Annotated in this window: 17 protein-coding genes; all 17 read left to right on the forward strand. The window is 63.6% G+C overall.

Going from position 1 to position 19876, the window contains the following annotated elements:
- The first annotated feature begins 14 nt into the window (after window positions 1-14).
- The 17 genes from HPY67_06935 to HPY67_07015 all read left to right on the forward strand — a co-directional run bounded on the left by HPY67_06935 (window position 15) and on the right by HPY67_07015 (window position 19771).
- Entirely contained in the window at window positions 15-1046 is a 1032-nt protein-coding gene (locus HPY67_06935) for a hypothetical protein (protein NPV04448.1), read from the forward strand.
- A 5-nt stretch (window positions 1047-1051) separates the two neighbouring features.
- Window positions 1052-2521: an RNB domain-containing ribonuclease gene (locus tag HPY67_06940; GenBank protein NPV04449.1), complete on the forward strand. Its 1470-nt coding sequence runs from the start codon at window positions 1052-1054 to the stop codon at window positions 2519-2521.
- A gap of 95 nt (window positions 2522-2616) precedes the next feature.
- Complete coding sequence (locus tag HPY67_06945; protein NPV04450.1) at window positions 2617-3141, forward strand: hypothetical protein; 525 nt, start codon at window positions 2617-2619, stop codon at window positions 3139-3141.
- Window positions 3142-3461: 320 nt separating this feature from the next.
- Complete coding sequence (locus tag HPY67_06950; GenBank protein NPV04451.1) at window positions 3462-4922, forward strand: sigma 54-interacting transcriptional regulator; 1461 nt, start codon at window positions 3462-3464, stop codon at window positions 4920-4922.
- A gap of 370 nt (window positions 4923-5292) precedes the next feature.
- A complete protein-coding gene (locus HPY67_06955) occupies window positions 5293-5670 on the forward strand; it encodes a cupin domain-containing protein (protein NPV04452.1) in 378 nt (125 codons plus the stop codon).
- A 46-nt stretch (window positions 5671-5716) separates the two neighbouring features.
- Entirely contained in the window at window positions 5717-6919 is a 1203-nt protein-coding gene (locus HPY67_06960) for a CoA transferase (GenBank protein ID NPV04453.1), read from the forward strand.
- A gap of 67 nt (window positions 6920-6986) precedes the next feature.
- Window positions 6987-8036, forward strand: coding sequence for a TRAP transporter substrate-binding protein DctP (gene dctP, locus HPY67_06965; GenBank protein NPV04454.1), 1050 nt, complete (start codon window positions 6987-6989; stop codon window positions 8034-8036).
- A gap of 103 nt (window positions 8037-8139) precedes the next feature.
- The gene (locus HPY67_06970; protein NPV04455.1) at window positions 8140-8673 is read left to right on the forward strand and encodes a TRAP transporter small permease; all 534 of its coding nucleotides are present in this window, start codon (window positions 8140-8142) and stop codon (window positions 8671-8673) included.
- A 61-nt stretch (window positions 8674-8734) separates the two neighbouring features.
- Window positions 8735-10033, forward strand: coding sequence for a TRAP transporter large permease (locus tag HPY67_06975; GenBank protein NPV04456.1), 1299 nt, complete (start codon window positions 8735-8737; stop codon window positions 10031-10033).
- A gap of 65 nt (window positions 10034-10098) precedes the next feature.
- The gene (gene dctP / locus HPY67_06980; protein ID NPV04457.1) at window positions 10099-11151 is read left to right on the forward strand and encodes a TRAP transporter substrate-binding protein DctP; all 1053 of its coding nucleotides are present in this window, start codon (window positions 10099-10101) and stop codon (window positions 11149-11151) included.
- Between the two features lie 37 nt (window positions 11152-11188).
- Window positions 11189-11737, forward strand: coding sequence for a TRAP transporter small permease (locus tag HPY67_06985; GenBank protein ID NPV04458.1), 549 nt, complete (start codon window positions 11189-11191; stop codon window positions 11735-11737).
- 2 nt (window positions 11738-11739) lie between these two features.
- Window positions 11740-13047, forward strand: coding sequence for a TRAP transporter large permease subunit (locus tag HPY67_06990; GenBank protein ID NPV04459.1), 1308 nt, complete (start codon window positions 11740-11742; stop codon window positions 13045-13047).
- Window positions 13048-13337: 290 nt separating this feature from the next.
- Window positions 13338-15035 (forward strand): potassium channel protein, encoded by a 1698-nt coding sequence (locus HPY67_06995; protein NPV04460.1) that lies wholly within the window; start codon window positions 13338-13340, stop codon window positions 15033-15035.
- A 23-nt stretch (window positions 15036-15058) separates the two neighbouring features.
- On the forward strand, window positions 15059-16645 hold the full coding sequence (locus tag HPY67_07000; GenBank protein NPV04461.1) for a DUF748 domain-containing protein: 1587 nt from the start codon (window positions 15059-15061) through the stop codon (window positions 16643-16645).
- A 320-nt stretch (window positions 16646-16965) separates the two neighbouring features.
- A complete protein-coding gene (locus tag HPY67_07005) occupies window positions 16966-18876 on the forward strand; it encodes a PAS domain S-box protein (GenBank protein NPV04462.1) in 1911 nt (636 codons plus the stop codon).
- Window positions 18877-19040: 164 nt separating this feature from the next.
- The gene (locus HPY67_07010) at window positions 19041-19418 is read left to right on the forward strand and encodes a PilZ domain-containing protein (protein NPV04463.1); all 378 of its coding nucleotides are present in this window, start codon (window positions 19041-19043) and stop codon (window positions 19416-19418) included.
- Window positions 19418-19771, forward strand: coding sequence for an STAS domain-containing protein (locus HPY67_07015; protein ID NPV04464.1), 354 nt, complete (start codon window positions 19418-19420; stop codon window positions 19769-19771). The genes HPY67_07010 and HPY67_07015 overlap by 1 nt, the downstream gene beginning before the upstream one ends.
- The last annotated feature ends 105 nt before the right edge of the window (window positions 19772-19876 follow it).

The raw sequence follows: 19876 nt of genomic DNA on the forward strand, positions 1-19876 counted from the left end.
CAGGGGGTACAGTGATGAGAGGCTCGAAAACGGTCAGGGTGAAGCGAATTTCGTGCGGCACGGCGGTGCTCGTGCTGTTTGCCGTTGCCTGGCTGTTGGGGTCCTGCGCCCTCCTGAAACCCCGGGTGCCCGATGCCAAGCCGGAGCCTGTCGCCGGTGCGGTCCACGTCGTCGTGGTGGGGGACCCCCACTATCCCGGCAAGTCCCCGGACCGGAAGGAGGCCGTCCTGCGCTCGATCAACGAATGGCCCGACGTCGCCCTCGTGGCCGTCGTGGGGGATCTCGCCGAGGATGTCGGCCGGCCCGCGGAATACGAGGCAGCGAGGGCCTTCTTCGGCAGCCTGCAGAAGCCGAGGGCCTTCATCGTCGGCAATCACGATTACTGGTACGCCGACGAGAAGAGCGAAGACGCCACCCGCCTCCCGGGCACGGCCGCGACGCGCGCGGAAAAGCTCGACCGGTTCCGCGCCGCTTTCGGGATGCGGGAGCTTTACTACGAGAAGCGCCTCGGGGGCTACCGGCTCGTCTTCCTGTCGGCCGATCACCTGACGAGCAGACACTTCACCGAGATGTCGCCGGCCCAGCTCGGCTGGCTGCGCGACGAGCTCGGCCGCGACCGCGGCGTGCCGACGATCGTCTTCTTTCACGCGCCGCTCCAGGGGACGCTCGAGCGCTACGACTTTCCGGACTTCATTGCCAAGCCCGACGATGTGATCGGGGAGATCCTGGAGGCAAACCCCCAGGTATTCCTCTGGGTGTCCGGTCACGTGCACCTGTCGGCGCGCAGCGCGAGCTACCCCGGCGGCGACCGGCTCTACGCGGGCCGTGTCCGCAGCATCTCCGTGCCGGACCTGAACCGCTGGACGATCTGGACGACGTCGCTGTACCTTCACCCCGACAGGGTCGAGGTCAGGACGTGGAACCACCGCTGGGGCTTCTGGGAGCGTCACAAGGACCTCACCGTCCTGCCGCCCGCGAGCGCGAAGCCGTCAAGCGAGACGGGCGGCCCGAAGACCGGCATTTCCCCCGCTCTGCAGTCCCGGTAGACAGGATGGATGCGAAATCCCCCCGCAATCACGTTCAGATTCTCCGGCGCATCGCCCGCCGCGCGATGATCGAGCGGGGTTTCCTCCCCGAGTTCTCCGCCGAGGTCCGCAACGAGGTCGCCGCCCTGCGGCCTGAGCCCGAGCCGCCGGGGGTGCGCGACCTCCGGGGGCTTCCCTGGTGCTCCATCGACAGCGACGAGTCGCTCGATCTCGACCAGCTCACCTGCGCCCTCGATGCCGGCGGCGGGGCCGTGACGGCCCTCGTCGCCATCGCCGATGTGGACGCCGCGGTCCGCAGGGGAAGGGCCATCGACGATCACGCCTGCCGCAACACGACCAGCGTCTACACCCCCGTGCGCATCTTTTCCATGATCCCCGAGGAGCTCTCGACGGGCCTTACCTCGCTCAACGACGGGGAGGACCGCACGGCCGTCGTCGTGGAGATGACCGTGGGTGCCGGCGGTGCCGTCGACGGGACCGCCGTGTACCGCGCACGGGTGCACAACCGGGCGCGGCTGTCCTACAACGAGGTCTCGGCCTGGCTCGACGGCCGCGGCCCGATGCCCGGCGCCGTGCAGCGCGTCGAGGGTCTTGCTGGGACCCTCTGGATGCAGGATGCCGTCGCCGCGAAGCTCAGGGCCCGCCGTCAGGCCTGCGGCGCCCTCAATCTCGAGACGGTGGAGGCAAGACCCATCCTCGAGGGCGGCGAGGTCAGGGCCTGGCGCGTCGAGCGGAAGAACCGCGCCAAGGAGCTCATCGCCGACTTCATGATCGCCGCGAACGAGGCGGTCGCGCGGTTCCTCGAGTCCCGGCGCTATCCCTCGATCCGGCGCGTGGTGCACGCGCCGCGGCGCTGGGAGCGCATCGCCGATGTGGCGGCGCAGAAGGGCTGGACGCTCCCCCGCACACCCGATGCGAAGGCGCTCGAGAGCTTCCTGACGGCGCAGCGGGCCCGCGAGCCGGAGCGTTTCCACGACCTTTCCCAGACCGTCATCAAGCTCATCGGCCCGGGCGAGTACATGGCCGACTTCCCCGGCCGGGAGGCACCGGGGCACTTCGGCCTGGCCGTGAAGGACTACGCCCACTCCACGGCCCCCAACCGCCGCTACCCCGACTTGGTGACACAGCGGCTCGTGAAGGCCGCCATCGAGGGCCGCCCCGTGCCCTACGGCGAGGAGGAGCTTGCCGTGCTGGCCCGCCACTGCACCCGCAAGGAGGACGACGCCAACAAGGTCGAACGCCTCGTGCGCAAATCGGCCTTTGCGCTCCTGCTCGAGTCGCGTGTCGGCGAGACGTTCGATGCCGTCGTCACCGGCGCGGCCCCCAAGGGAACCTGGGTGCGCATCGAAGGACAACCCGTAGAGGGGCGTCTCGTTGAGGGCTTTTCAGGGATCGACGTGGGCGACCGCCTGCGCGTCCGCCTCGTGAGCACCGACGTCGAGCAGGGCTACATCGACTTCAGCCGCATCGGCTGACAGGAAGAGGAACATCCCCCTTCCCCCCTTTGAGGCTGTGTCGCAATAATGAAAAATACCGAAATCCTGTCATTCCCACGAAAAAGACCCCGGTGATGCTTCAGCTTCGGCCCCGCATTCCCTTCATTCGTTCTTGGGTCGAGCGGACCGTGGCCGCGCACGGCCGCCAAGCCCGGCCCGTCGCCGAGCTCGTCGAGACCCGCGGCCTGCGGCGCCTGCCCGATTACTTCGATGCGGCGTTTCTCGGCCGCGTCCGGTGCGCGGTGGTCGAGCGCATACCCCTTCCGGCCGCGCCGGGGTTGAGGCTCTTCGCGGGGTTCGGGACGTCGCGCTGGGCCGGCATCACCTACGGCGGCACCTACTTCATCGATCGCCGGTACGACGGCAACGAGTCGCTGCACTTCCATGAACTCATCCACGCCGTGCAGTGGGACTGCCTCGGGTTCGACCGGTTCGTCCTGGCCTATGCCCGGGGGCTGCTGCGAAAGGGCTATGCCCGGAGCCCCCTCGAGGTCATGGCCTGCGAGCACCAGCGCCGCTTCGAGACCGACCCCGTCCCCTATCCCGTCGAGGCCCGCATCCGGGAGGAACTCGGGGCGCGGTTCGGCCGCGGGCCATGAGGTCCCGGCGGCAAGAACGCCCTTGTCACGGCCCGGCGCCCGCCACGGTGCAGATCACTGAGGGCTTTTCAGGGCTTGTCGTGGGAGATCGCCTACGCGTCAGGTTCGTGGTCACCGGCGCCGAGCAAGACTCCATCAAATCTGTCCGGGACGGCGGTCGATGACCGGCCGACCACATGACTTACACACCGCAATGCAAGACTCGAATCGCGTACATCAAAACACATGATTCGGAGCACCCGCGCAACTGCGCATTGAAGGAACGGCCCGGATGTGTTACTGCTTCACCGTGACCCATCACGAGAAAGGAAAGGCCCGCGGTGGCGCCGAACGATAACGCCCTCAGTGATATCGAGACCCTCAAGGACCTCTTGGAGTCCCCGGAAGAGTCGATACGCTGGCTGCTCAGCATTTTGGCCTCCATCAACAACGGGGTGCTGATCATCGACGACGAGTTTGTCGTCCGGTATATAAACGATGAGTACACGCGCATCACCGGCGTGACCCGTGACAGGATCCTGGGCCGCACACTGCGGGACGTGCGGCCCGGCGCGAGGCTGCCCGACGTGGTGCGTTCGGGGAAGCCACTGTCGGGCGTCTTCCGACGCGAGGGGGACATAGAGTATGTTGTGGACCTCGCTCCGATCGTCCTGGACGGCAAGGTCAAGGGGGGCATCGGCGTCTTCAAGGACATCACCGAGGTCGAGCGACTGTCGAAGGAGCTGCAGCGCATTTTGCGTCAGACCGACCGGCTGAAAGCCATCGTCAACCACGCCTACCCCGCGCGCTACACCTTCGACGACATCGTCGGTGCAAGCGACGGCATCCTCCAGGTTGTCGAGCTGGCGAGACGCTTCGCCCGCGGCGGCAACGACATCCTGATCTCAGGCGAGAGCGGGACGGGCAAGGAAATACTCGCCCAGGCCATCCACAATGCCGGCGATCGGGCAACAGGGCCTTTCGTCACGGTCAACTGCGCCGCCCTGTCTCCTTCGCTGCTGGAGAGCGAGCTTTTCGGCTACGTCGACGGAGCCTTTACGGGCGCCCGGAAAGGGGGCAAGGTAGGCCTCTTCGAGATCGCTGACGGCGGGACTATCTTTCTCGACGAGATCGCCGAGCTGACCCCCGAGATGCAAAGTCGCTTTCTCCGGGTCCTGCAGGAGAGGACAATCCGCCGTGTGGGGGATACCCATGAGACCCCGCTCGATATCCGGGTCATCACAGCAACCAACCGGGATCTGAAACGCATGGTCGAGGAGAACACGTTTCGGCAGGATCTCTACTACCGTCTATGGGTTCTCAACATACATATCCCGCCGCTGCGTGAGCGCGGTAATGACGTCAGGTTACTGGCCGATCATTTCCTGGCCCTCTGTGGCCGCAAGACCATGCGCCGGCTTTCCTTTACCCCCGGGGTCTATGAAAGCTTCTCGAAATACCGCTGGCCCGGAAACGTCCGGGAGCTGATCCACACCATCGAGTTTGCCTCCCAGATGGCAGACGAGTCCGTCATTGCCGATCATCATCTTCCGCGGGCCCTCCGCCTGGAATCCGCCTCCGTGGCACGGAGAACCGGCACCCTGGAGGAACTGGTCCGTGACTTCGAGCGCAAAGTGATTCTCGATCGGTTGAAAGAATTCGGAAAATCGACGGAATCCAAGAAGAGCATTGCCCGCGAACTTGGGATCTCTAAGGCAACCCTTTACAACAAGATCAAGCAGCTCAAGATAGGGAGCTGCGATTCTAAAAAAATGGAATTAGATGTCAATGAGTCCAGTTAATTAGAAACAGAATGCAATTAGCCACTTAAAGTAGCTGACTATTACAATTCCGCAAAATTATTCCAGAAAATTAGACTTCAACGAGAGACTGACATTCTCAGCAGTCTCCCGGCTTGCCCGCCAAAGGTACGCACCCGATCCCCCTGCCTTTGCAATCCTCTCATCAAGTCTTCGATATAGAAGATAATTTTCTCCGGAGAACGCCGGGATGACTACCGGCAACCAATTCGTTTCCCGGAACGCCCCGATCGGGCATGCATCTTGCGCATGGACCGTGCAGACGCTGAGACCGGACCCACCCCATATTTCATCTTGCATCGAATTCGTGCGCGTCTCGCTTGCGAGGCGACGCCGACGGCGGAGGATTCTCATGGAATCAAGGTATTTCGTCAGGCCGGCGGAAGTGTCGCCTTACAGCCCCAAGAATCACGTTGGCACGCAGAACCGCCGGCTCATCGGTCCTGACAACGGTGCGAAGAATCTTGAGGTCGTCCTCGGCATCCTCGAGAAAGGTCCCGGCGCCCTTGCGCACTTCCATCCCGGGCTCGAGCAGGTATGCTACATCCTTGAGGGGCGGGCGCATGTCGAAGTGGCAGGTTACAAAAGGGATCTCGGGCCCGGCGAGTGCTGCTTCTTCCCAGCCGGCGAGCCCCACATCTTCGCCGTTGTGAGCGATGAACCGGTGAAGGTTCTCGTAATCTACTCGCCGCCGTACTGCGAAAACCCCCAGCAAGCCGTCCGTGCCTGACCGTCACGAGGCGGTGGGAGAGACACGAGGAATGGCGGAGGGAACCATGAAACGGGCGCTCGAGGGAATCCGCATCGTCGACCTCACAACGATCGTGATGGGGCCTTACGCCACGCAGATCCTGGGTGACTTCGGTGCCGACGTGATCAAGGTGGAGGCGCCCCCCGGGGGCGACCCCATGCGCTTTGCGGGGCCGTCGCGCACGAAGGGCATGGGGCCCCTCTTCCTTCAGCTCAACCGCAACAAGCGCAGCATCCTGCTGGACATCAAGACGCCCGAAGGTCTTGAAGCCATGCTCCGCCTCTGTGGCAAGGCCGACGTGGTGGCCTACAACGTCAGGCCCCAGGCCATGGAGAGGCTGGGTCTGGGATATGCGCAGATCCGCAAGTGCAACCCCAAAGTGATCTATGCCGGTATGTTCGGTTTCGGCCGAGGCGGCCCCTACGCCGCGCAGCCAGCCTACGACGACCTCATCCAGGGAGTCAGCGGCTACTCCGCGACCTTGGCGCGGATGTCGGGTGATGTGCCCCGATACTTTCCTGTCAACTTCTGCGATCGCACCACGGGGATTTACGCCGTCGGCGCCATCATGGCAGCCCTCTTTCACCGCGAGCGCACGGGCGAAGGCCAAGCCATCGACATCCCCATGTTCGAGACCATGGTTCAGTTTCTTCTTGGCGACAACCTCTATGGCGAGACGTTCGTTCCAGCCCTAGGGCCCGCGGGCTACGTCCGGATCCTGGCACCCGAGCGAAGGCCTTACGCGACGAAGGACGGCTATGTTTGCGCCGTCGTCTACAACGACAAGCATTGGGAGGCGTTTTTCGCCCTGGCCGGCCGGGCCGAGGAGTTCCACTCCACCCCGCGTTACCAGACTCTGGCCGGCCGAATCCAATGCATCAATGAACTCTACGGGCTGGCGGCGGAGATCTTCCGGACACGCACTACGGCCGAGTGGATCCGGTTGCTGACGGCCGCCGACATCCCCGTGGCCCCCTTGCACACCTTGGAGTCGCTTCTGGAGGACCCACACCTGCTTGCCACCGATTTCTACCAGGTCTTGAATCATCCCAGCGAGGGGAAGATCCGTCTGATGCGCTCGCCGACCGAGTGGTCGGCAACACCCCCTCAGATCCACCGCCTGCCACCGCGCGCCGGCGAGCACAGCGAGGAGATTCTGCGCGAATTGGGGTACGGCCGGGATGAGATATCGGATCTCTTCGACAGAGGGGTTGCCCGAGCCGGTTGAGGCGGCGCTGCGCAACGTGCGTGGTATGCTGACGGAAATACGGGATGAGAAGAAAAGGAGGTACGGCATGAAGAGCAGCACGATCGTCCGTATTGCAGTCCTCGCGGCCTTGGCCGCCGCCGCAGCCTCGGGCTGCGCGCCCGAGGCTGCGGCGCAGAACCTCATCACCATCAAGGTGGCCGATGGCCTGCCGACCGGACATGTTCAAGTGGTCGAGGGCTTGGCCCCCTTCATGAAGGAGGTTGAGGCGAGGACCAAGGGCCGGGTGAAGTTCACCCATTATACCTCGGGCCAACTCGGCAAACAGAACGACATGCTCGACATTCTCAAGAGCGGGGTAGCCGACATGGCTTACATAGGCCCAAGTTACTTCGCGGGGAAAATGCCTCTGAGCGGCGTCTTCGAGCTTCCGCAGGCATACCCCAGCGCAGCGGCGGCCTGCGAGGCCTATTGGCAAATGTCGGTCCACGGCATCCTCGCCAAAGAGGAATGGGGGAAACACAACGTCTTCCCCGTCCTGTCGCTGTCCTACGCCCCCTACGAGATCTTCAACAGCAAGAAGCCGGCGCGCGTGCCCGCAGACTTCAAGGGCATGAAACTCCGTACGGCGGGCGGCACGCAGGACTTAACGGTGCGGGCCTTCGGTGCCGTCTCCATCTTCAAGACACCTCAGGAACTCTATGAAGCGGCCCAGCGGGGTGTCGTCGATGGTGCCCTTTTCCCCGTCGAGGCGATCGCCTCCTACAAGCTCCAGGAGGTCTTCAAGTACGCAACCCGCGGTGCCGATGTGACGGGTTTCGTCATGGCCTACGCCGTCAACGGCAAGACTTGGCGGGCCCTGCCGGAGGACATCAAAAAGATCTTCTTGGAGGTCGGTCTCGAGCAGACCCGCAAGTTCGGGCAGGCGGCCGACCGTAAGTCCACGGAGCTATACGCGCAATACCAGAAGGCGGGGATGCAGGTCTCCGTTCTGACGCCGCAGGAGCAGGCCGCCTGGGTCCAGGCCACGGCCGCCGTGGAGAAGGAATGGGTGGACAACCTCGAGAAGCGAAGGCTGCCCGGTAGGCGTGTTCTCGAGGAGTTTAAAAAGACCATGGAAGCCCTGAAGAAGAGGTAAGGCTTCAGGGACGGCATCCCGGCGCCCGGCGCCACCCCCGTGCGACGGTGGCAGCCGGGATGCCTTGACAACGCGCCGGGCGAGATGAAAAGGGAAGCGAATAGTGAAGAGAACAAGAATCCCCGGTTTTGACGCGGCGATGACCGCGCTGGAGAAGCTGCTCGTCTGGGTCGCCAGCCTTGCCCTGTTGGTGCTTACTGGGTTGACGACGGCAGACGCCCTGGGGCGGTACCTGCTTAACTCGCCCATCCCCGGCACGGGCGAAATCATCGAGGACTACTTCATGATCGCCTTGATCTTCCTTCCCCTGAGTTACTCCTTCATGCAGGAGGGTCACGTGCACGTCACGATGATCGAGCGGTACTTCCCACCGAATTTGAAGCGCGCCGTTGGGAAACTGAATCTGCTGCTGAGCTTCGTGCTTTTTGCCCTGATCGTCGTGGCGGGCTGGGCTCGCTTCGTTGAGGCCTGGCGGATTGAAGAGATTTCAACGAGTTCCGTGGGCTACCCCATGTGGCCCTGCTATGTCATGGTTCCCATCGGCTGCGGCCTGCTGTGTATCCGAATCGCCCAAGTTTTTTTCGGCAAGGCGATGAGGGGGCATGCCGCAGCGCATGGAGAGGACCGTGTCGCCTGAGAGAGAATCTGCCGCGTCCTCCTTGAACCGGGGGCCCGTGCCGAGTAAGGGAAATGAAGACATGCCGGACCAGCTGATGATGGCGTTGCCTCTGATTGGGATGATCGTCCTGATTGCGATAGGGATGCCTGTGGCCTTTGCTATGGGTGTCAGCGGCGCCATGGGCATTTACTTCATGGGTGGCTTCGATACCCTGATGGGCATCCTGGCGACGTCTCCCTATCGGACGGCGGCCTCCTACACGCTCACGACGGTGCCGCTGTTCATTCTGATGGCCGAGTTCATCGTCAAGTCGGAGATCGTTCACGAGATTTTTGAGGCGGGCTACAAGTGGCTTGGGCACCTGCCGGGCGGGGTGGCCATCGCCACGGTCCTCGCCGATGCAGGATTCGGGGCCATGTGCGGCTCCTCCACCGCCGCAGCCGCCGCCATGTCCTCCGTTGCCATCCCCCAGATGAAGCGCTTGAAGTACAAGGATTCCCTTTCGGGTGGCGTCGTGGCCGTCGCGGGGACGCTCTCGATCATGATTCCCCCGAGTATTGTCTTCATCATCTACGGCTCCGTGACGGAGACCTCCATCGGCAAACTGCTCATAGCCGGAATCCTGCCGGGCATCCTCACCGGCCTGGCCTATACCGCCGCCATCTATGTCTGGGTGAAAATAGACCCCTCCATCTCCCCTCCGCAGATGGCCTGGTCCTGGTCCGAGCGGATTCATTCGCTGAAATACGTCTGGCCGATGATCGTTTTGTTCACCGTCGTCGTGGGGACCATCTATGCTGGAGTGGCCACGCCCACGGAGAGCGCGGCCTTCGGCGCCACGGCCGCCCTGCTCATCGGCCTCGTGCAGGGCCGGCTCGACCGGGCCAAGATCCTTGCGGCCTGCCTGGCCACGATCCGGAGCACCGTCATGATCTTCGTCCTCATCATCGGGGCGATGATCTTCGGCTATTACATGACCCTCACCCAGATGGCCCAAGACCTCGTTAAGGTCATTGCCGCCTCCAGCCTGGATCGGTGGGTGATCATGGGAGGGCTCGTCGTGCTGTACATTGTACTGGGCTGCATCCTGGACCAGATCGCCATCCTGCTGCTGACCCTGCCCATCACGTTTCCGCTTGTCATGTCGCTGGGGTTCGATCCCATCTGGTTCGGGGTGATCATCACGGCCCTGGCCGAGATCGGGCTCGTGACGCCGCCCGTGGGACTCAACTGCTTCATTGTCAGTCAGGTTTCACGGCTTCCCCTTGAGGACGTGTTCAAGGGAGCCTGCATCCTGCTCGTCGGCGAGTTAATCGTCATGGCGCTGTTGATGGGCTTCCCGGGAATCTCGCTGTGGTTACCGTCCATGATGCAGTGAGGGCGCTTGCAGGGGCGCCTGCGGATATGCGATACACCGATTGCCGAAAAAAAGGAGGTAGTGTCATGAAACGCATTCTCATCGTAGTGGCTGCCTTTGCGTTTGCCGCCCTCGCGGGTATGCCCGCTGCGGTTGCACAAGATAAGCCGTTCACGCTGGTCTACGAGTCGGTCTATCCGAAGGGCCACATGCGCTTTCTCGTAGTGGAGGAGATCCTGGACCGGATCGAGGCCGGTTCGAAGGGCCGCATCAAGTTCGACCGCCACTACGGCGAGCCCGTGAGTCAGAAAGAGGCCCTAAGTGCCCTGACCCGCGGCGCCATCGACGTACTGGTGGCCTATCCCACGTACTACGACGGCAAGATCGCCATCGGCGACTGGATGCAGCTGCCCGCAAACTTCCGCAGCTGGCAGGACTGCTGGGACCTCACGGTGAACGGCCGTGTGGCCGACATCATGGACCAGGTATACGTGAAAAATGCCCGCGTCAAGTACCTGACCGCGACGCCGGTGGCGCCTTACAACTTCCAGGTCGCCAAGAAGGCCAAAAAGATCCGCACCTTTGAGGACTTCAAGGGCATGAAGATTCGCAGCGCCGGCGGCTCGGCCTCTATCGCGATCAAGGCCCTCGGCGCCTCGCCCGTCATGACCATCGGGGGCGAGTACTACCAGGCCATGCAAAAGGGCGTGGTGGACGCCGGTCTCATGACCACGTACTCGCTCAAGCAATACCGTCTCTGGGAGGTTGCAGACCAGGTCGTGGATCCGCCCCTGGTGGGTTACTCGGTGGCCTTCATGTGGATGAGCCTCAAGACCTGGGACAAACTCCCCAGGGATCTTCAGGAATTGGTTCTCAAGACCGCCCGCTCGAGGGATCTCTGGGAGAAATGGAACCGGATCTATGACAAGGAACAGGATGGTCCCATCATCGCCGAGGCGAAGAAGATGGGCGTCGAGTTCTTCGTCCTGCCGGAGCGGGAGGCCGAGAAGATGTATAAGGCCACCGACAGCGTCTGGGACTGGTATGTCCAGGAATGCGAGAAGCAGGGGACCGGGGCCGAGGCCCGCGAAGTCCGCAAGTTGATCCAGGATCGGTTCAACGCCAAGAGGAAGAAATAGGAGCGGTCACCGGGAACGGACCAGAAAGGCAGGCGTCGTGGGTACACAGATCGATCAGGGACATCCGGCAAGACCAGAGGGCCGCATCGAGTGGGTCTGCCGGCAGACGGGGTGGATCGCGGGAAGCCTTGCCGTGATCATGATGTTTTCCCTGATCCGCGAGGTGGTGGGCCGATACTTCTTCAACCGGCCAACGGATTGGGCCGTCGATCTGAACTCCTACCTGCTTGTGATCATGGTTTACCTGGGTGCCGCCTATACGACGTCCATCGACGGTCACGTGCGGGCCGATTTTCTCTACGGCCGGATCAAGGGAAAGGCCAAGGCCGTGCTGGACATCTTCATTGACATCGCCTCCATCTTCTACGTCTCGATCCTCCTCTGGGAGGGCGGGCTTATGGCCTGGGAATCCTTTGTCTTCAACGAGGTTTCCACGGGCGGGGTCCGCTGGCCGCTGGCTCCCTTCCAGGCGATGGTTCCGCTGGGGTCGGCGTTGGTGATCTTCCTGCTGTTCGTGCGGATTGCGCGCAATGTCCGGTTGCTGGCCTTCGGGGGCGGGGAGGCTCCCGTGGCGGGGGAGGGATGAACATGGAGTGGTGGGCCCTTCTGAGCCTCATCTTCGTGGCGCTGCTGGTCCTCATCATGATCGGCATTCCCGTCGCATTCAGCCTTGGTATCCTGTCGCTTGCCCTCGTGCTGATCTTCCTGGGTCCCAACCAACTGATCGTTTTCTCCACGACCGCCTTCGGGCAGATCGACAACTTCGCCCTCGTAGCCATCCCGCTGTTCATCTTCATGGCCGAGGTCATCCTGCACTCCGGTGTGAGCCGCGATGCCTTCGACATGCTGTCGAAGTGGACCTCGCGACTTCCGGGGGGGTTGGCGGTGGCCGCCCAGCTGACCTGCACGCTCTTCGCCTCCGTCTGCGGGGCCAGCACAGCCACGGCGGCCGCCGTGGGCAGCATTGCCTTGCCCGAGATGACAAGCCGGGGATACGACAAGCGGCTTACCTGCGGATCCATCGCTGCCGGGGGTGCTTTGGGTGCGCTCATCCCGCCAAGCATCTACATGATCATTTACGGGACGCTCGTCGAGGAGTCCATCGGGCAGCTCTTCATGGGCGGGGTGGTCCCGGGGCTCATGCTCAGCGGCATGTTCATCGCCTTCATCATTGTCCGTTGCGCCTTCCGACCCGACTTGGCCCCGCTGGCACAGGACGTGAGCTGGACGGACCGTTGGCGGTCGCTGTACAAGGTCTGGGCCATCCTCTTCTTGGCGGCGGCGATGCTGGCGGCCATCTACTTCGGCATCGCTACACCCTCTGAAATCGCCGGTGTGGGTTGCTTCCTCGCCCTGCTGATCGGGTTTGCCTATCGCCGGCTCACCTGGGCGGCCCTAAAGGGGGCCTTCCTGAGCACCTGCCGCATCACCTGCTTCATCGGGTGGATCCTCGTGGCGGCCACGGTGTTCGGTTACATCCTGTCGTTCCTGCAGCTGCCGCAACAGCTCTCGGCGTGGCTCGTCGAGCAGTCGACCTCCCCGTACCTCGTGATCATCGGCATCAACGTCCTGCTCATCTTCTTGGGGTGCATCATGGACCCGGCGGGGATCCTGTTGGTGACGATCCCGATCCTTGTGCCCGTCATCAAGGCGTTGGGGTTCGACCCCGTGTGGTTCGGTGTGATGTTCGTGGTGAACATGGAGTTGGCGCAGATCACGCCGCCCCTGGGGCTGAACCTTTTCATCATCAAGAGCATCGCCCCGCCAGACGTGACCCTGAAGGACATTCTCATCGGCGCCTGGCCATTCATGATTCTCGATCTCGTTGGCCTTGCTTTGGTGATCATCTTCCCGCAGATCATCCTGTGGTTGCCGTCGACGATGTTGCGGGGATAGAGGAGAAACGCGGAAGACGAAACGGTTTTTCCTTTCGGTCTGTGTGAGACGTATCCTGCCGAAGACCCTGAACCCGCCTCAAACTCTGGCGTCGGCACTTTTCACCCGTGACCCTAACGGATAGAGAAATACCCCGCTACACCGGACCCCGCTGTGGTGTTGAGCCCCGGCGGCAAGAACGCCCTTGTCACGGCCCCGCGCCGTCTGCTACCTTGTCAATCGGAATACGGGAAGACCCCCGCGCCTGACCGCCTCGGGGGCGCCGGCCGCCGAAGGGGAAGAGGGAACGCATGAAGTACAACCCGGCCGTCATCAGCTACTTCTTCCAGCGGGAGAGCACCAAGCACAACATCCGCCAGCTCCTGAAGTTTCTGCTCGTCCTGACCGTGATGGTGACGGTCTACAGCGTCCTGTTCCACTACATCATGGCCGCCGAGGGCAAGCACCACACTTGGCTCACCGGCGTCTACTGGACCCTCACGGTCATGTCGACCTTGGGGTTCGGAGACATCACCTTCCAGACGGACCTGGGACGCGCCTTTTCCATCGTGGTGTTGCTCTCGGGGATGGTGTTCCTGCTCACCCTGCTGCCCTTCATGTTCATCAAGTTCTTCTACGCCCCCTGGATCGAGGCCGAATCGAGAAAGCGCGCGCCCCGCGAGCTGCCGAAGGAAACACGGGGGCACGTGATCCTCACGAGCTACGACCCCGTCACCATGGCCCTGATCGAGAAGCTCGACGACCACAGGATCGACTACGTGCTCATCGAGAGCGACTTCAAGCGGGCCCTCGAGCTCTACGACCTGGGCGTCAAGGTGGCCGTGGGCGACGTCGACGACCCCGACACCTACCGCAGGCTGCGCGCCGACCGGGCGGCGCTCATCGCCGCCACCAACCGCGACGAGATCAACACGAACATCGCCTTCACCGTCCGGGAGCTGAGCGAAACGGTCCCCATCCTCACCACAGCCGAGTCGCCTTACTCCGAGGACATCCTGAAGATGGCGGGCAGCACGAAGGTGCTCATGCTCTACGACATGCTGGGCCGTTCCCTGGCCGCGTGGACCGTCGGCGGCGACTGCCGGGCGAACATCATCAGCCGCTTCGGCGAACTGATCATCGCCGAGTTCGCCGCCATGGGGACCCCCCTGGTCGGCAAGACGCTGGCCGAGAGCCGGCTCCGAGAGAGCTTCGGGGTGAACGTCGTGGGCCTCTGGGACCGGGGCCGCTTCCGGATCCCCCATGCCGACACGCGGATCGAGCGGACGAGCGTGCTGCTGCTGGCCGGCTCCGAGAAGAACCTGGAGGCATACGACGAGATCTATTCCTTCTACCACATCTGCAAGCTGAGCTCGGACCCGGTGCTGATCGTCGGCAGCGGCCGCGTGGGTGACACGATCGCCCAGCGCTTCAAGGAGCGGGAGAGCCCCTACCTGGTGATCGAGAAAAACCCCAAGCGCCTCCAGGACGAGAAGCACTACGTCGTCGGGGACGCCGCCGACATCCGGACCCTGCAGCGCGCCTGGATCGAAAAGGCCCCGGCGGCCCTGATCACCACCCACGACGACGCCACCAACATCTACCTCACGAAGTACCTCCGGAGCCTGCGGCCGGACATGCAGATCCTGAGCCGCGCCAACCTCGAGCGCAACGTCTCGACGCTGCACCGGGCCGGGGCCGACTTCGTCATGTCGCTGGCCACCCTGGGGGCCAACGCCATCTACAACTACCTGATCAACGAGGACACGTCGATGCTGGCCGAGGGGCTCAACATCTTCCGTCTCAAGGCCCCGGCGTCGCTCGTCGGCAGGAACCTGGCCGGGTCGCGGATACGCGAGGTGACGGACTGCACCGTCGTCGCCATCCGGCACGACGGCGTCCTGTCGGTCAACCCCGACCCGAAGATGCCGATCGGCGCAGGCGCCGAGCTGATCCTGATCGGCACCGACGAAGGGGAGAAAAAGTTCCTCCAGGCCTTTTCGGCCTGACCCGCCGGGGGCTGCAGGACGACATGGAAACCCGAACGCGCAAGAGACTCCTCCTCATCGGCGGCGCCGTCGCGGTTGCCCTCGTCGCCGCAATCCTCATTCTCGCCAGCCAGGCGAACCGGATCCTCGAGCGCGAGCTGCGCAAGGCCCTGGGCGAGAATTTCGCCGTCGAGAGCCTCGTCCTGGGGTGGAACCGCATCGAGGCCAACGGGCCCCGCCTGATGCAGGATGGCCGCGTCACCGCACAGGCCCGGCGCATCGTCCTGAGACCGGAATTTCTCTCCCTGCTGAAGTCCGGCCTCTCCGTTGCCAGTGTCGTCATCGAGGAGCCGTTCCTCGCGGTGGAGATCGACGAGCGCGGTCAGTGGGTGTCGCCCGCCCTCCCCGGGGAGAAGCCGGCCGCCGCCTCCGCCTCGGCGCCGGGCCCCGTGAGCGTCGGCCGGGTCGAGATCCGGCAGGGTGCCCTGACCCTGGTGGATCGGAGGCGGCCGGAGCCCAACCGGGTCGAGCTCCGGAAGATCGACCTGGTTCTCGAAGGCCTCGCCTATCCGCTCCGTGATGCCCCCTCGGCGTTCGACGTCCGCGTCGAGATCGCCGACGGCCCGGTGACGGGCTCGGCAAGCGGCAGCGGGACCGTCCAGTTCGGGACATTGGCCCTCAACGGCCGGTTCGAGGGGCGCGGTCTCGCCCTCCCGGGCACGGCCGGCGGCGAACCGGCGGCACGCGTGGAAGCCGTGCGCTTCGCGGCGGCCTCGGAGGGAGCGCAGGGGCCCCTGACCCTGTCCGACCTCGTGCTCGTCAAGCCTGCCCTGCGCGTGCAGACGGACCGGCAGGGCAAGGTCGTCTCCCCGCTGCCGGCCGCCGCGCCGGAGCCGCAAAAGGGCAAGGCGAAGGAGGGCGAGGACGCGAAGGCCTCTTTGCCCGTCGTGGTGAAAAACCTCAGGGTCGAGGGCGGCGACCTGCTCTACCTGGACGGCAAGGTCTCGCGCCCGCCCCATCCCGTGCGTGTGACCGACATCGAGATGACGGCCGACCGGCTGGCCTTCCCTGCCGACGGAAGCAACACGGCTTGGCGACTCTCGGCCCGGCTGCCCGGGCCCCGGGGCACAGGTGTTCTGAATGCCTCGGGCACCACCGCGCTGAAGACCCTGGACACCGGGGCCGCGGGGTCGCTTCGCGGGCTCGATCTGACGGCCGTCAAGCCCTACCTGCTCAAGAAGGGCGACGTCGACATCTCCCGGGGCTTTCTCGACATGGACGTGGATCTGGCCATCAGAAACCGGATGCTCAAGGCGCCCGTGCGCTCCGTGCTGCGGGATCTGCAGTTCCCGGCGGGCAAGGGGCTGGCCGACCGGTTCCTGGGCGTGCCCCGGAGTCTCGTCATCAGCGCCCTCGAGACGGGCAACAACCGGATCGAGCTCGATTTCGTCGTGGAGGGCAGTCTCGACAACCCCCGGTTCAGCCTGCAGGAGAGCATGGTAAGCCGCCTTGCCGTCGGCCTCGCCAAACGGCTCGGCCTGGGTGTCGTCGAAACGGGCGAGTCGTTGATCGTCCCGGGCGGCCGCGTCCTGAAGGGCGTCGGCGACGCGATGAAACGGCTCCTGAAATGATCCCGTGCACGGCACCACTCCCCAGCCGCGATATTTCCTTGAGCCCTTTCCTCCCTGCCTCGAAACCCGGCGGCTGACCGCCCATCACCCGTCCCCTCTCTTCTATCCATTTCCCCGTGGCTTGCGACGCGGCAAACCCTCTATCCGGGAGGTTGATGTATTGCCCGTGAACTACGGAGACACAGTGGGGTTTGCGATAAACGGATGTCCACAGAAAAAACCAGACAAGCACCCGATAATGTTAAATATATGTTGAAATGATGACCGGTATGCGTTATTGGTGGCAGGATAAAATTTAGGGTAATCCGCATATCACGGTCATGTTCAAGCTCATTGCCGACACCTCCTTCAGCTGGGAATACCTGAAGGACGAAAAAGGGTTTTCCTACGTGTCCCCGTCATGCGAGCACCTGACCGGGTACGCCCCCGAGGCGTTCCTTTCCAACCCCCGTCTTCTGGAGGAGATCATCCACCCTTCCGATCTGGAATCCTTCCTGGAGCATTTGCGACAGGCATCCTGCGATGGAGCACCCGCCCGGCTGAGACTGCGCGTGATCTGCCGGGACGGGTGCGAGCGCTGGGTCGAGCATGCCTGCAGGCCGCTGCGCGACGAGAACGGGCGGTACCTAGGCCTGCGTTGCAGCGTCAGGGACCTGACCGCCCACAGGGACATCGAAGGGACCGGTCCCAGAGTCCAGGCGCGCTTTGAGACCATGGTGGGGCTGCAGACCGAAGCGATATGCTTCTGGCTGCCCGACACCACCCTGACCTTTGTCAATGACGCTTACTGCCGCCTCACCGGCAAGTCGCGACGGGAACTGCTGGGCAGCTCATGGCTCACCCTCATACCGCCCGATGTCCGGGAGCAGGTCCGGTCCTTTTACGAGAACCTGGTTGCCGAACCGAAAGTGGCCTTTTACGAGCACGAAGTCACAGGCCCCGACGGCCGGAACATGTGGATGCAGTGGGTCGATGCCCCCGCATTCGACGAGGCGGGAAACCTGCTGGAGTTTTTGTCCATCGGCCGGGATATCACGCGCGAGCGGGACGCCGTCACCCGGCTTGCGGACAGCGAGGAGCGTTTCAGGACCTTCATGTCGCAGTTGCCGGCCCTGGCCTTCATCAAGGACGAAAAAAGCAGGGTTCTCTTCACCAATGCCTACATGAACGACCTCATGGGCTCGCAGGACTGGACCGGCCGCGATGCCCTGGAGAACTTCCCCGCAGCGGTCGCCGCGAAGATCAGGGATGATGACAGGCGGGTGCTCGGTGAGGGGAAGCCGATCGTGGTGGAAGAGGTCATTCCTTTGGCGACGGGCGAGCACCGTGTCTTCGAGACGCGCAAGTTCCCCATCGGCAGGGAGGGGAAGCCCCCGCTTCTCGGCGGGATTGCGCTGGACATCACGGAGAAAAAACGTGCCGAGGCGGCCATGAGGGAGAGCGAAGAGCGCTACCGCCTGCTGGCAGAGGCCTCGCAGGACCTGATCTTCGTCATCGACCGTGACGACCGAATCGTCTACGTGAACACCCGCGCGGCCGAGATCATCGGCCGGCGCCGCGAGGAACTCATCGGCCGTTCCCGCAGGGATGTCGACGTGCCCGTCGAACGGCGCACCCGGCAGGAAGAACTCCTGCGTGCCGTCTTCGAAACCGGTTGTGCCCAGAGCGTCGAGGGTCCCTACGTTGCCGGCAGAGACGGCTCCGAGGGCTGGTACAGCGTGAACCTCGTCCCGCTGAAGGACGCGGGAGGGCACGTGCAGGCCGTTCTCGCAGTGGCACGGGATATCTCGGAGCTGCGAGACCGTGCGCGGCGTCTCGAGGAGGCCAACATCGCCATGAAGGTCCTGCTGCGCCACCGGGAGGAGGACCGGAGGGAACTCGAGGAGCAGTTCCTCGCCAACTTCCGGAAACTCATCATGCCGAGCCTCGAGAAGCTGAGAAGATCGGGGCTGACTCCCCGCCAAAGCGCCTATGTGGACATTGTCGAGATGAATGCCCGGAAGATGTTCTCTGCGTCCGGCACTGCGGCGGGCCTTGCGCAGGCGTCCTTCACGCCCATCGAGATGCGGATCGTCGAATACATCAAGGAAGACAAAACAACAAAGGAAATCGGCAAGTTGCTCAACCTCTCGCCCCGGACCGTCGAGTACTACCGCGACCGGATCCGCAAGAAGCTCGGCCTGAAGAGCAAGAACGTCAACCTGCGCTCCTATCTCTACACCCTTCCCTGAGGCCGCTACGCACATTTTCCCGTAATCTTTGCGTAATCTGTCGGTATTGTCCCGGATGGCCGTGCCGTATACACTGCATACGGCATTTCGCGCCCGGTGCATGGAAGGGGAGGGAACCTGATCCTGCACGGGGCCGAAGGGCCGGGCGAAGAGTCACGTTCGCGATGAGAAAGCACAAGCGATATGCCCTGGATCTCCCGGTTGCCGTCAAGGAGGCAGCCGGGCAGTCGGGTAACCTGATCTTCCTGCTCAGAACGGTGGACGTCTCCGCCGGCGGTGCGCTCTTTCGCGCCCAGTGCGGCCTGCCTGCGGGGACGGATGTCCGCCTGATCTTCTTTCTGCAAACCGACCCGCTGGAGGCGATGATCGACCCGCGCCACACGTTCCGCGGCAAGGTGGTCAGGTCCGGGCCGGGGCAGTTTGCCGTCGCCTTTGTCAAGGAAATGCAGGCCGTTGATGCCGCGCCTGCGGCAGAACCTGGGGCCGAGGCGCCCGGCTTGTCCTACGGCGTATCGAGGCATCCGGACGGGGAGCGGGGCTGATGCTGGTTAGCCGCAACGAGGCCATCAGGACCGTCTACGTGACCCCGGGGCAGGATCTCGTGGCCGACGAGGCGCAGGCTTTGCGCAGGGAAATCCAGGGCTTGATCGGGAAGAAAACAGACAGACTCGTCCTGGATCTCGCCCGCGTGCAGACGATCGATCCCCTTGGCCTCGAGACGATCATCGCGATGTTCAACTGGCTGCGGGCGAGCGGGGGCGAACTGGTCGTCGAGAATGCCTCCGCAGAATTGAAGAAACTTTTCCTCCTCATGAGAAGCAACGGGCGCCTGACCATCAGCGGAACGGGTTGGCCCGATGTAAAGACCCCTCGAGGGGAAAGCGGCGCCCGGTGAGTCGGCGGAGCGCAGCGGCCGCCGCAGCGGCCTGATCCTCCGTGGTTCTCCGGACGGGTTCCTTGGGAGAGCGCCTTCGAGCGCAGGGCCTCCCCGAGCAAACCC

The organism is Syntrophaceae bacterium, assembly GCA_013177795.1.
Classification (GTDB): Bacteria; Desulfobacterota; Syntrophia; order Syntrophales; family UBA2192; genus UBA2192.